Here is a 12,990-nt window from a genome sequence, read left to right as displayed (position 1 = left end):
TGTGTCCTTCGAAACCGGGTTTAGTTGATTTTCTTAATCATTGGGAAATGGACTTCATTTCGTTAGGAGAGATGTCTTGGAAACCTATTAACTTTAGAAGTAAAGTAAAACTTGTTTATACGATTGAAAGACTAATCTATCGATTTTTATCGCTGGGTTTTGATTATCCGGATAGTGAACTCTTTTTGAAAGTGAAGAAGCAAATTACTTCATGTACAGACAAATTTGATGCAGTCATTTCTATAGCTGTACCTTATGCCATCCACTGGGGTGTGGCTAGCGTGTGGAGTAAAATCCCAGCAAAAAATGTAGCACCTGTCTGGATAGCAGATTGCGGCGATCCATTTTATGGTAGTGAAAATGATTCTTTTAAGCTTCCTTTTTATTGGGCCTGGGTAGAAAAGTGGTTTATGAGAAAGGCGGATTTTATCGCGGTTCCTACACCTACCTCCCACCTTGGATATTTTCCTGAGTTTCATCCAAAAATTAAAGTTATTTCTCAAGGGTTTAAGTTTGAAGATTACTCATTCCAAGTAATTACAAAAAAGAATACCACCCCTGTTTTTGCGTATGCTGGTCTTCTTATTCCAAATAAACGAGATCCTAGGGCTTTCTGTGAGTACCTTTTGTCTACGGGTAAAGATTTTCGTTTTCATATATACACTAAAAATTATACGCTATTAAAACGCTTTAATGAACTGGCACCTGATAAGTTTATCCTTCATAGCTTTATGCCTAGGGTAGAACTTTTAAGGAAACTAAAAGAAGAGGTTGATTTTGTGGTGAACTTTGAAAATTCAGGTCCGCGACAAACACCAAGCAAACTCATTGACTATATTCTTATTGATAAACCTATATTATCTGTGAATTCGTCTGAATTGGATTTTCAAACCATTAACGAGTTTCTTGAGCACGACTATGGTAATGCGCTAAATATTCCAGATAGGGATCAATATAAAATAGAAAACGTGACCTCTAAATTTTTAGATTTAATAGATTAAATATGTGGTTTGTCTATTTAATGCATCCTTTTTCGGCGTTTATTTGGAGTTTTCAAAATCTAGATAAACGACATGCTGATAATATATTATGGATGTTTGTTACCTTCGTAGGGCTTACGTGGTCTCTTGTTCCAGGCTCTACCTCAGATAGCGTGCGCTATATGGCGAAAGTTCAGAAGTATCATTATTCTACTCTTTCTTTTTTTGAGCTTTACATGCAGGGTGATGAAATTGATGTTTTTTCCGAGCTACTGATTTATTCCGTTTCCCGTTTTACATCTTATGGGTGGGTGCTGATGGTCTTTCAAGCCGTGGTTTTTGGATTTTTCTTTTCTCGTAATATGGCCTATGTATTTAGAAAGTTAGAAGGTGAAATGAAGCCACTAGTTTGGATTCTTTTTCTTACCTTTTTCGTGATCGTGCCTATTTGGAGTTTTAACGGATTTAGGTTTTGGACTGCTACGCATATTTTTGCCTATGGCTTATTACCCTACCTGTTCGAGGGTAAAAGGAAGAATTTAATCTGGTGTTTTGTTACTCCATTTATATTCCATTATGCGTTTACCGTCCCATTATTTATACTTTTAATCTTTTTTGTTTTTCGAAACAGACTACATATATATTTTGGATTGTTTGTTTTCTCTCTTTTTTTCGTTTGAATTCGATCTTGAAGTTTTTAATAATTTTGTTGAAGCCTATTGCTCCTCAGCAGTTTCAAGATAGAAGTATTAGTTATCGATCTGAGGCTAGCTTAGAAAAATTTGAAGAGGGAAAACAAGAAGATGAGCGATCACTACATGCGGTTCTTTATGAAAAAGCCTTATCCTGGTCTATTTATATATTTATTTTTTGTTTTTTATTTTAAAAACAAAAAGATTTCGACTTTGAATCCTCGGTTGGTTTATTATCTAAGCTTTATTTTACTCTATTTGGCCTTTGCGAACTTTTTATCTAACCTCCCTTCGGGTAGTCGTTACTTAGTTATATCCTACTTTCTGATTTTTCCTTTGATTTTATACGTAGTTACAAATGTTGAGTACGATAAATGGATTTACAGAGTTAATTTGCTTACATCTCCGCTCTTGTTATTCTTTTTTCTGGTTAGAGTAAGAGAAGGTTTTTACTTTGTAAGCTCCACTACCATTTTTGGTAATCCTATTGTGGCCCTCTTTACGATGGGAGATAATGTTCCATTGGATGTGTTGATTAAGTAAGGAATAGGATGAACGCACTAAAATCCACACTGTGGAATTGGATGGGTGTTAAAGTTCCATCTAAGATTATTGTTATTGAAAGCGATGACTGGGGTGCTATGCGAATGCGTGATAAACATTCGTTTACACACCTAATTAAAGAGGGGTTCGCTGTTGATCGTACGTATTATAACTCTTTAGATTGCCTCGAAAACAAGGAGGATTTACAAAACCTTTTTAGTGTTATTGGGTCTTTCCAAGATTTTTTAGGTGCTAAACCAGTATTTACGTTTAATACGGTCCTAGCAAATCCTGACTTTGAGCGGATAGCAGAAGAACAATTTGAGAAGTACTACTATAGAGATCTTTTTTTCAAGCTATGTGTATTATCAGGGAGCGGATCTGCGCACTATCTGGAAATATGGTATAGCTAATGGCTTTATAAAGCCTCAGTTTCATGCACGAGAGCATCTTAATGTACAACTTTGGATGAGGGATCTGAAAAGTAACTTTACTACCGTTCGAAAAGCTTTTAAATATCATTTTTTTGCTCAAAATGTAGTGACTTCCTCTGCATTACAAAAACATTATTTAGCAGCTTACGCTGCCGAAACTGACGCTGAATTTTTAGTCCTTAAAGATATTATAGCTGATGGTCTTAATCTCTTTCAAAGTTTTTTCGGGTTTAGATCAGAATCTTTTATTGCAGCCAACTATGTTTGGCCTCAGGAATTAGAATCATTTCTAGCAAATAAGAAAATTCGGTTTATTCAAAGTCAAAGAGGACAAATAGCTCCTGTTCTTAATCTGAATAAACGTAAAAATCTTTATCATTACTTTGGTCAAAAAAATAAATACAACCAGCGTTTTTTCTTGCGTAATGTGCTTTTTGAACCTTATATCAATCAAGACTATGACTGGGTTGATGCAGCTTTAAAGGAAATAGGTAATGCTTTTCTTTTTAATCAGCCTGCGATTATCTGCTCGCATAGAATAAACTATGTAAGTGGTATGTCCGTAGAAAATCGCGATAAATCCTTGTTTAAATTGCGATCACTTCTTAAAGCTGCGCTAAAAAAGTGGCCAGATGTGAGGTTTATGAGTAGTGATCAGTTAGGTAGGCATTGTTTTCCTAGTTCAACCGTTTAATTATTTCCTGTGTTTTCTAATAATTCTTCTCCTTTATTAATTGCAGAAATTGGTGGTAATCATGAAGGTAATTTCGATTACGCACTTGAACTTACCCGGCTAGCACTGAAGTCTGGTGCTGATGCAGTGAAATTTCAAATCTACACGGGAGACACTCTAGTCTCTTCTGTGGAAAGTCCTGATCGGAACTCACATTTTAAAAAATTTGAGCTTAGTAGGGATCAGCATTTAGCGCTGGCTAAGATGGTTCTAGATGCAGGTAAATTTTATGTTGCTTCTGTCTGGGACCTTACCAGTCTGGATTGGATTCATCCCTATATATCTTTCTACAAGATTGGTAGTGGTGATCTTACTGCCTATCCTATGATAAAAGCGATTGTTGCAAAACGTAAACCGATCTTGTTATCTACTGGGTTGGCTACGGAAGATGAGGTTAAAAAATGTGTTCAGTATATTAGCGATAGTGACACTTTTTATAAACTACCAGGTAATTTAGCCGTGTTACAGTGCACAAGTATGTACCCTATAACTCAAGGTGACGCTAATCTCCACGTGATGTCTCGTTTTCAAACACTTTTCAATTTACCTGTTGGGTATTCTGATCACACGGAAGGTTCCCTAGCGCTTGAAGTGGCTGTCGCCATGGGAGCTCAAATCTTAGAGTTTCATTTTACTGATTCAAGGGAAGGTAAATCCTTTAGGGATCACCGTGTGTCTTTAACATGTGAAGAGGTTATAGAACTCAGAGCAAAAATAGACAGTATTCAAGCGTTAAAGGCTCTTATGAAAAAGTGCCCCTACCAATAGAAGTCGACAATGGTCATGTAGTATCTTTCCGCAGAGCTATTTACCCTCTAGAGATATTTCAGAGGGGGAGATTTTAAATGAAGAGAATTTAACCATTCTACGTCCTTGTGTGGGTATTGATGCTCGTGACTTCGATAAACTTATTGGACGGAAAACGCTTCGTAGTTTTAAAAGGCATGAAGCCTTAGATTGGAATTTTATTCAAGAGTAAAAACATTTGTCATGCAACCTGCCATTACCGTATACATTACCTGTTATAATTATGCTGCTTTTGTTAGTCAAGCAATTCAGAGTGTTCTAAATCAGACTTTTCAGGATTTTGAGCTTCTTGTAATTGATGATGGTTCTACTGATGGTAGTAGAACTGTGATCGAACACTATCGTGAGCATCCGAAAGTCAATATTATTTATCAACAAAATAAGGGTTTAAACGCTACAAATAATGTCGCTATAAGTTTAGCCAAAGGAAAGTATATTGTTAGATTAGATGCCGATGACTATTTCGAGCCGGAGGCGCTAGGTATCATGTATGCTATCATGGAAAGTGATGAAAAACTCGGACTTGTCTTTCCTGATTATTTCTATGTGGATGCTGCTGGTAACCGTATTGGGTCCCACAGAAGGCACTTTTTTGATGACGAAGTCACCTTATACGACCAGCCCGCCCATGGAGCGTGTACGCTGGTAAGATTAGATTATCTAAGAAGGTTAGGGGGATATGATGAAGCCTTTTCTTGTCAAGATGGTTTCGAATTGTGGATTAAGTTTATCACCTTTCATAAAGTGACGAATATAAATCGCCCTTTGTTTTCCTACAGGCAGCACAGTGGTAGCCTGTCTTCAGATAGCGATAAAATTCTGAAAACCAGAAGGCAAATTAAACGCGGATTTGTTGAAAAATACCTTTCATCACCGAATACATTAGCGATCATTCCTGTCAGAAATAGAGTGTATAATGGTGTGAGCTGGCCCTTATTTTCTTATAACGGTAAAACAGTGCTCCAGCATAGAATTGAGAGTTGTTTACAGTCTAAAAATATCGATCACCTCGTCGTGACTGCATCTGATTCGGCCATTCTTGCGTACCTAAAGGAGAAGTATTCGGCAGAGTCTACTATTTCGATTATGGAGAGGCCTGAGGCACTTTCTGCATTTGACATCAAGCTTGATGATACGATCCAGTTTGTTTTTAGAACGCTTTGAAAAAGAACCAGAAGCTATTGCGATAGCATCTTTAGAGTACCCTTTTTTAAGTACAGCGCTTATCGATGAAGGTCTCGATACGCTTACTATTTTTAACTCGGAATCGGTTATAAGTGTAACGTCCAATAAGGGGCCTTTCTATAGACATACAGGTAAAAGTTTGAAGGCTATCTTCGATCAAGATAAGTACACCTCTTACGAGCGTGAGTCGCTGTATCAAAGTGTCGGTGGTCTTATGGTAGCTACTTACCTCGGTTTTAAAAAACACAATCGCTTAATTGGCGAAAGAGTTTCACATTTATTAGTGAATGAGGAACATAGTTTTGGAGTTTTGAGTAACTTCCAGTTTGAATTGTTTAAGCGTATTGTTGATAGCGAAAAAATGAAACATCAGGGTACTGCGGACCTCTTATCTTTACACTCTCTTTAAAGCTTTTAGCCACTTTGTAATAAAATCGTAATTAAATTAGTTAAATGAATATTTTAGGCATTCGATATGGCGGACATGATTCCGCCGCTACCTTAATGGTAAACGGTGTCATCGTAGCAGCTTCTTCACAGGAGCGTTTCGATCACCAAAAGCACTCTCGTGCATTTCCCTTAGATGCTGCCAAAGATTGTCTTAAAATGGCAGGACTTTCTATGGATGACGTTGATGAAATTGCTTTTGCGAATGACTCTCTTTTTCACGTCAAGGAGTTTTACCTTAAACAAGCCTTGGAAAGCGACGAGCGCATCGGCTTTTTAATTCGTGATATAGATCGTCTGAAGCAGGCCTATGAAATGGAGAGTATTGTACGTGAGTATACGGGCTTTAAAGGACCTATTAATTTTTACCGGCATCATCTATGTCACATGGCCAGCGCTTATTATCCTTCGGGCTTCGAAAACGCTATCTTGATGAGTCTGGATGGAATGGGAGAAATCGAGACGGGCATGTACGGATTAGGTAAAAGTGGAGAGATAGAAATACTATATAAGGATACTATTTATCCAAACTCCTTAGGACTCATCTATTCTGCCATGACGTTTTATCTCGGATGGCGTAACCATTGTGATGAAGGTATCATCATGGGACTTGCCTCTTATGGTGATCCACATGCCACCATACCGAACAGCGACAGGACGTACTATGACTTATTTTCTGAAATAATTCAGGAAGAAGGAGACCTAGGGTATCGCATCAATAAAGATTGGATCGTTTACGATAAAGTCCGAAATAAGTGGGTAAGTGATAAGTTCTATGACCTCATGGGGCCTAAAAGAAACTGGGAAGACAAGATCACACCACATCATCAGCATATTGCCGCAGCGCTTCAACTTAGACTTGAAACGATCGTTTTAAAGCATCTACGTTTTTTAAGAGAAAAAACAGGTGTAACCAAATTATGTATCGCTGGTGGGGTAGGGCTTAACTGTTCCTTGAATGGCGTAATCGAGCGCTCCAGGATTTTTGATGAGATCTTTGTTCAGCCAGCCAGTGGAGACGATGGTTCTACGTTAGGCGCTTGTTTTATGGCAGCTAAAGCAGCTGGTCTGCCTATTGTTCCAGAAAAAAATCACAACTATTATCTAGGAAGCGGTGCTACAGATGAAGAAATACTCCAGGCGTTAGAAGAGTCAGGAGCTAAGTACACCAAACCAGTTGATCTTTATGCCACGACTGCTCGACTGCTGGCAGAAGGTAATATCATTGCCTGGTTTCAGGGAAGAGCTGAGTTCGGGCCAAGAGCTTTAGGCAACAGAAGTATCCTCACTAGACCTTTTCCTGCTTCTATGAAGGACTATGTGAATAATAAGGTGAAATTTAGAGAAGAGTTTAGGCCATTCGCTCCAGCGGTTCTAAAGGAACATTGTTCAACGTATTTCGATATTCGTCAGGAAAGTCCCCACATGCTGATCGCCTGTAAGGTTCAGCCAGATAAAAAGGAGCTTATTCCCGCGGTGGTCCATGTAGATAATACATGCAGAGTTCAAACCGTAGGAGAAGAGAACAACCCGCGGTTCAGAAAGTTGCTCGAAGCCTTTCAAGCAGAAACGGATGTTCCTGTTTTAATGAATACTTCTTTTAACGTGAAAGGACAGCCGATTGTAAATACTCCTGAAGAAGCGATTAAATGCTTTCAAAATACGGCCATAGATCACTTGATTGTGGGCGATTATTTACTAAGTAAAAGTTAAATCCTAAAGCTGTTTTTTGATGTCAAAGAAGCCTGCTATAGATTCTAATCAAATAACGAATTGTCCACTTTGTGGGAGTGAAAAGCATGCTTTTCACTCCCATTCACTCCCTAATCTGTACTCTGAAAAGATAGCGGGTATGATCGGTTTGTCCGAAGAGTCCGTCATAGATGCTTACGTAAATGTTTCTTGTTCGGACTGTGGACTTATCTATAAACAAAACTGGTTTACATCCGCACAATTGGACGCTCTTTTCAAACAGGGGGTGCCGATGCACCCCAAAGGATGGGATGTAACCTCAGGTAGATTTTCAGCAGATAATTTTTTAAAAGAGACTAAACTCTTCGAAAAAGCGATAAATGACAAGGATAAAGAAAATATCAACCGATACAAGCGCGCTTTAAGCTCTATTCTTGACTCTGTAGACGGTTTCTTAGAAACGCCGGAAGGGTCTCAAATATTGCAAGCTATTCAGCAGGAACGTCCCGAAGCTATCTATCCGTTGGAAGACCTTTTGCAGCGCGTCATTCAAACTCCCGCACCTTTCAAGCGGTTTTCTGGCTTTTCCGCAGTTTCTCTTTGGAATTTTATAGAGAAAAAATGTGGTCCTATTCGTAATTATGCCGAATTAGGCTGTCCCTTGTGGGGACTTCTGCCTCTCGCTGCTCAAAAACAAATCCCTACAGCGTTTTTAAAACGAAATGAGGTTAACTACTGGAGCGACAACTGCCAACAAGGGGGACAACACTGCACTGCCTTTTTGAATTCCAAATTTCAAGTACCCTTAAAGCCTTGGACGGAAAATCCTAAGGATAAACAGCATGTTATCGGGTTTTTTCAATACTTGGATCACTTGGAAAAACCGATGGAATTTATGGAAGAGGTTTTCGAGTACTATGAGGTGGCCGCAGTTATTTTAGATGGTGTCGATCAACCTCTCGCTATTCAGCATTTTACTGGTTTTACCGAACAGTCGCTGCAGTACATAGCAAATAAATTTGGTAAACAAATTCACACAGATTTTAAGGATATACAAGCTAGTGGTAATGTTCTTTACTTATTTACTTAGGTAGAGCAGCTCCTGATTTTATGTTAAATGTAGCAGTATAATTTTGGAAGAAACGAAAGAAAATAGTGTTTGCATGCTCGCGCTGATGGAGCGCCTATGGCCTATTAATAGAAGTATTACCGGAGCTGGCTTAAGAGAAACCCTGCAGATAATAGCAGAGTACCTACCAGGACTTAGAACAATAGAAGTGCCGAGTGGACAGCAAGTTCTAGACTGGCAGATCCCAGAGGAATGGGAAATTACCGATGCTTTCCTAAAAGATCCTGACGGAAATATAGTCGCTGATTTTAAAGAGAATAACCTCAGCGTGTTAGGTTACAGTACTGCGATAGATGCTAGACTCAGCCTAGAAGAGTTACTGCCTCATCTGCATACCCTACCCGAGCAGCCTGATGTGATTCCTTATGTTACCTCCTATTATCAAAAAAACTGGGGTTTTTGCATAGCGGAATCAAAAAAGCAAGGCTTGAAACTTGGAACTTATCATGCCTGTATCAAAGCGAAGCACTTTAAAGGTAGCTTAACGTATGGAGAACTTATTTTGCCAGGAACTTCAGAAAAAGAAGTGCTCATCTCCACTTATTGCTGTCATCCTTCTATGGCAAATAACGAGCTTTCAGGTCCATGTGTGGCAGTAGGCTTAGCATCTTGGTTGCAGGGGTTATCTCATCGACACTATACCTATAGATTCGTTTTTATTCCGGAAATGATTGGTTCAGCGGCCTACCTCGAGGCGAACAGCATACACTTAAAAGAGCACGTCATCGCCGGATTTAACCTAACCTGTGTGGGTGACGAGAGAACTTGGTCTTTTTTACCTTCGCGATTAGAGAATACGTATGCAGATAAAGTCGCCTTATATGCACTTCAAACGTACTGCGGTAGTTATGACCGCTACGGTTGGAAAGATAGAGGCAGTGACGAAAGCATGTATTGTGCCCCCGGAATAGACCTGCCCGTGGTTTCTGTGATGCGTTCTAAATATGGAACATATCCCGAATATCATACGTCCTTAGATACCATAGGAGGAGTAGTTACGGCCGAAGGGCTTAATGGGAGTCTTGACCTGCATAAACACATCGTGCGAATCCTAGAAAATGACTGTTATCCTAAAAGTTTAGTCCTTGGGGAGCCGCAGTTAGGAAAGAGAGGCCTGTATCCGATGATTAGCGCTAAGGGAAGTACGGCTCCTGTTAAAAATCGACTCAACCTAATCTCCTATGCAGATGGAAATCATTCTCTGCTGGATATAGCAGTTAAGTGTGACATACCCTTTGAAGAACTTATTTCGGAGGTCGCACTGTTAAAAGAAAACCACATTTTAAGTTCGCTGCCAGTATGAATGAAAGGGGAGTTAAGCAGGGCATAATCGTATTTTCAAGAATGACATCCTCACGATTACCGGGTAAGGCTATGCTTCCTGTACTTGGAGACACGTTAGTGGCGCGAGTTGTTCGGCGGGCGCAATTGACAGGATACGAGGTGATAGTAGCCACCTCGACAAATCAAGAGGACGACATTCTGGAAGCAGAAACGAAACGCCTACAGGTGGGCTGTTACAGGGGGAGTGAGTTAGATGTGCTGAATAGAGCCGTAGAAGCAGCAGAGGCATTTGGCTTCGATGCATTCGCCCGCTTATGTGGAGATCGTCCGCTTTTTTCAGTAGATGAGATGCGCTTTGCACTTCAGGAGTGGGAAACCAGGGCGCCTGATCTGATAACCAATAACTATTTAACCAAAGCCATTCGAGGGCTTACCACGGAAGTGATTCGGACGGAGAGCTTAAAAGAGCTCTTAAAGAACGAACCCACTGCAGCGCAGCGAGAACACATTACTTCCGGTCTTTTAGAGCATCCAGAAAAGTATGAAATCCTAAATCTTAAAAAGCGTTACCACATCTGGAATAATCATCCTGGATTTGCGGTAGATACTTCAGATGATTATAAATCCATCGTAAATTTTATCCAGCAGTTTCCTGCTCTCGACTATGAACTTGACCAAGAAAGCCATCCAGGTTTTACTCTTTAATCTTATTTAAGCTATAACCATGTCTTTACACCAATTTACTGCCACTCAGCCCGCCCAAACGAATTTACAGCTGTACATGCAAATGCTTCGAGAAGGCTACTCAGAAGCTGATGTTCAGCAAATTAATGAGGCCTATTTCTTTACGCTGAAGAAAGTAAACGGGATGTATAGGGGTTCGGGCAAGCCTTTTATCTGCCATTTGGTGGGTACAGCTAGTTTGATGGTACGCTGCCGGCGTCCCCTTGATGTGGTACTAGCAGCTTTGATGCATGCACTTTATCAGGATAGGGTGCCTTTCGAAGGCTGTGCCTCTATTTCCGAACGTCGTACCCAGCTTGCAAGCTTGTTTTCTGCTGAATGCGATAGACTGGTGCACCTGTATACGCACTTCGAAATGACACGTATTACTGAAATAGATCCCGCTGACACCAGTTTAGATGAAGATGTATTACTCCTACGCTTAGCCGATGAGTTAGAAGATCTCGTTGATTTTTCTCTTTGTCTGCATGGGAAACTCGGAGATACAGAGAAAGTGGGTGGAAGCTTCTTATCTAGAAAAGCAAGAAAGCAGCAGGAACTCGCGGTCCTAAAACGAATCGCTAAGCAGCTTGGTGTGGACGAGTTATACGATGCGCTGGATTATTGGATGGATTTTAGCAAATACGAAACCTATCCTGCTCCAGTGAAATCGGGCTATTACAGTAGCTTTGAATTGTAAAGGCAAAATAAACACAAAACTTAAGCGAATTATCTTTTCATGCCTTCTAAAAAAAGTATCATCTTAGAATTAGATTCATTCAGGATTCACAATGTGAAAAAGTGGCTTAGCCAGCATAGATTTCAAGATGATTATACCCTATACATACTCACACAAGCACCTAGCAGCCGCGCCTGATGCGAGAGCTAGCCGAGGTACCCGGAATTCATTTTATTACATACGATACGATTTTTGAGTATCAGCCTATGCATAAACTGGATCCTGAACGCTATCATGAGTTTGTGAGTGGTTATCTGAATAATCACCTGACAGCTCGTTTACTAGATCGGGAGGGATACTTACCTAAGTATGGAATCGGTATCCATAATGCTTTTACGTATTACACGCAAGCGGCCTATCATATTCTCTCCTTTTTAATAGAAAAAGAAATCTCTTTTATCTACTTTCGCTTTACTCCTCATGAGTCCATCGAGTGGATTTTAGGAAATGCAGCAGAGTTTCTTAACATCGATGTCTATGCTACAGAAGTGTTTATATTTCCGTGGCTGTATACCTTAAAAAAAGGCTTTATGCGTCATACAGTGGATGTCTTTAAAGAACTTCACAGTGAAGATACCGAAGAGAGCTATCGTGCGCATATAAGGAAGTACGTAGGCATCATTAAAGGTAACTACGATAATGCAATGCCCTCTTATGAGAAAAATCGCTTTGGAAAGGGACCCTATAAATATTTTAACCCCTTTAATGACCCCAAAGGAGTGATAACTAAGCCACATAAATTTTTAAATACCGCCTACAATTATGCTTTTTATAAAAAAAGAAGTGAGTTTTTAGACTTAAAGAACACGAATTACGCTGTATTTTTTCTGCATTATCAGCCCGAAAGAACCACAATGCCTGAAGGATATGAATTTGTGGATCAAGTGTATGCTGCAAAAATGATTAGCTTACTGCTTCCAGAGGGGACTCGTTTACTTGTTAAAGAACACCCTTCCATGTTTACTCGGCAGTCGGAGCCAAAGTTTCGCAGTGTTAAGAGTTATCAACTACTGGCTGACTTACCGAATGTTTCTTTATGTCCAATGGAACTGGATAACTTTAGCCTAGTCGATAACAGTCAAGTGGTGATAACCATAAACGGTACCGTGGCACTGGAGGCCTTTATTCGAAAAATACCAGTGATTACACTGGGAAGAAGTAACCTGAAAGTCGAAGGGGTGCATAGCTTCAGCACTATTCCCGAGCTTCAAAAATTCGTTCATGCAGTTTTTTCAGGAAAAATTCGCATTTGGAATATCGAAGAACAATTACTAAGTTTGACGTTTGGAAATAGTATATCTGGACTAGAATCTTCAGCAGAAGACACGGCAGATTACTATCTTAAATATGATTTCCAGGAGGTTGCGAATTATAAATTACTTACAAAGTTGTTGACGCAAGAGGTAAAATGGCCCGAAACAAGCTAGTAAATCATGGTCAAGTGACAGAACGCGCAAGCTTAATTGTCTTACATGTTTAAAAATTCTCAAGAAGAAAATATACTTTATTTGATTCTAAATCTACTTTTATTGAACCACTCTAAGCTGTTTCGTATTAATGCCTAATGATTTTATGAATTTTCTAAAAAAAATTAAAAAATAG

14 protein-coding genes are annotated in these 12,990 nt (G+C 39.5%); all 14 read left to right on the top strand.

The genetic code is table 11. The features are described 5' to 3' along the window. Window positions 1–47: 47 nt before the first annotated feature. The 14 genes from A3SI_RS05525 (at window position 48) to A3SI_RS05460 (ending at window position 12,815) form a co-directional block, all read left to right on the top strand. On the top strand, window positions 48–1,001 hold the full coding sequence (locus tag A3SI_RS05525; protein WP_156810186.1) for a glycosyltransferase family protein: 954 nt from the start codon (window positions 48–50) through the stop codon (window positions 999–1,001). Between the two features lie 2 nt (window positions 1,002–1,003). Continuing rightward, entirely contained in the window at window positions 1,004–1,660 is a 657-nt protein-coding gene (locus A3SI_RS05520) for a hypothetical protein (RefSeq protein WP_040670269.1), read from the top strand. A 563-nt stretch (window positions 1,661–2,223) separates the two neighbouring features. Continuing rightward, window positions 2,224–2,628 carry a hypothetical protein gene (locus tag A3SI_RS19300; protein WP_009054200.1) on the top strand — a complete coding sequence of 135 codons (405 nt, stop codon included), beginning with the start codon at window positions 2,224–2,226 and terminating at the stop codon, window positions 2,626–2,628. After that, on the top strand, window positions 2,576–3,343 hold the full coding sequence (locus A3SI_RS05505) for a hypothetical protein (protein ID WP_162098423.1): 768 nt from the start codon (window positions 2,576–2,578) through the stop codon (window positions 3,341–3,343). The genes A3SI_RS19300 and A3SI_RS05505 overlap by 53 nt, the downstream gene beginning before the upstream one ends. A gap of 9 nt (window positions 3,344–3,352) precedes the next feature. Continuing rightward, on the top strand, window positions 3,353–4,150 hold the full coding sequence (locus A3SI_RS05500) for an N-acetylneuraminate synthase family protein (RefSeq protein WP_009054196.1): 798 nt from the start codon (window positions 3,353–3,355) through the stop codon (window positions 4,148–4,150). A gap of 22 nt (window positions 4,151–4,172) precedes the next feature. Then, window positions 4,173–4,361: an SAF domain-containing protein gene (locus A3SI_RS23165; RefSeq protein ID WP_083836449.1), complete on the top strand. Its 189-nt coding sequence runs from the start codon at window positions 4,173–4,175 to the stop codon at window positions 4,359–4,361. An 11-nt stretch (window positions 4,362–4,372) separates the two neighbouring features. Next, window positions 4,373–5,353, top strand: a complete 981-nt coding sequence (locus tag A3SI_RS05495; RefSeq protein WP_009054194.1) for a glycosyltransferase — start codon at window positions 4,373–4,375, stop codon at window positions 5,351–5,353. Continuing rightward, window positions 5,334–5,783: a glycosyltransferase family protein gene (locus A3SI_RS05490; protein ID WP_009054193.1), complete on the top strand. Its 450-nt coding sequence runs from the start codon at window positions 5,334–5,336 to the stop codon at window positions 5,781–5,783. Before A3SI_RS05495 ends, A3SI_RS05490 begins: the two co-directional genes overlap by 20 nt. A gap of 44 nt (window positions 5,784–5,827) precedes the next feature. Further along, window positions 5,828–7,534, top strand: coding sequence for a carbamoyltransferase family protein (locus A3SI_RS05485; protein WP_009054192.1), 1,707 nt, complete (start codon window positions 5,828–5,830; stop codon window positions 7,532–7,534). A 139-nt stretch (window positions 7,535–7,673) separates the two neighbouring features. Then, a complete protein-coding gene (locus A3SI_RS05480; protein WP_009054191.1) occupies window positions 7,674–8,603 on the top strand; it encodes a hypothetical protein in 930 nt (309 codons plus the stop codon). A gap of 43 nt (window positions 8,604–8,646) precedes the next feature. Then, the gene (locus A3SI_RS05475; RefSeq protein ID WP_202946845.1) at window positions 8,647–9,945 is read left to right on the top strand and encodes a DUF4910 domain-containing protein; all 1,299 of its coding nucleotides are present in this window, start codon (window positions 8,647–8,649) and stop codon (window positions 9,943–9,945) included. Next, window positions 9,942–10,631 (top strand): cytidylyltransferase domain-containing protein, encoded by a 690-nt coding sequence (locus A3SI_RS05470; protein ID WP_083836448.1) that lies wholly within the window; start codon window positions 9,942–9,944, stop codon window positions 10,629–10,631. Before A3SI_RS05475 ends, A3SI_RS05470 begins: the two co-directional genes overlap by 4 nt. Window positions 10,632–10,650: 19 nt before the next feature. Beyond that, window positions 10,651–11,349 (top strand): DUF6817 domain-containing protein, encoded by a 699-nt coding sequence (locus A3SI_RS05465; protein ID WP_009054188.1) that lies wholly within the window; start codon window positions 10,651–10,653, stop codon window positions 11,347–11,349. Window positions 11,350–11,525: 176 nt separating this feature from the next. Next, a complete protein-coding gene (locus A3SI_RS05460; protein ID WP_009054187.1) occupies window positions 11,526–12,815 on the top strand; it encodes a capsular polysaccharide export protein, LipB/KpsS family in 1,290 nt (429 codons plus the stop codon). Window positions 12,816–12,990: the final 175 nt, after the last annotated feature.

Source organism: Nitritalea halalkaliphila LW7, assembly GCF_000265075.1.
Taxonomy (GTDB): domain Bacteria; phylum Bacteroidota; class Bacteroidia; order Cytophagales; family Cyclobacteriaceae; genus Nitritalea; species Nitritalea halalkaliphila.
Note: the sequence above shows the minus strand (reverse complement) of the source record. Positions and strands in the feature narration are given on the sequence as shown.

Coding starts and splice junctions, on each gene's coding strand:
- A3SI_RS05525 (WP_156810186.1), top strand. CDS start 48: ATGGACTTCATTTCGTTAGGAGAGATGTCTTGGAAACCTATTAACTTT.
- A3SI_RS05520 (WP_040670269.1), top strand. CDS start 1,004: ATGTGGTTTGTCTATTTAATGCATCCTTTTTCGGCGTTTATTTGGAGT.
- A3SI_RS19300 (WP_009054200.1), top strand. CDS start 2,224: ATGAACGCACTAAAATCCACACTGTGGAATTGGATGGGTGTTAAAGTT.
- A3SI_RS05495 (WP_009054194.1), top strand. CDS start 4,373: ATGCAACCTGCCATTACCGTATACATTACCTGTTATAATTATGCTGCT.
- A3SI_RS05485 (WP_009054192.1), top strand. CDS start 5,828: ATGAATATTTTAGGCATTCGATATGGCGGACATGATTCCGCCGCTACC.
- A3SI_RS05480 (WP_009054191.1), top strand. CDS start 7,674: ATGATCGGTTTGTCCGAAGAGTCCGTCATAGATGCTTACGTAAATGTT.
- A3SI_RS05470 (WP_083836448.1), top strand. CDS start 9,942: ATGAATGAAAGGGGAGTTAAGCAGGGCATAATCGTATTTTCAAGAATG.
- A3SI_RS05465 (WP_009054188.1), top strand. CDS start 10,651: ATGTCTTTACACCAATTTACTGCCACTCAGCCCGCCCAAACGAATTTA.
- A3SI_RS05460 (WP_009054187.1), top strand. CDS start 11,526: ATGCGAGAGCTAGCCGAGGTACCCGGAATTCATTTTATTACATACGAT.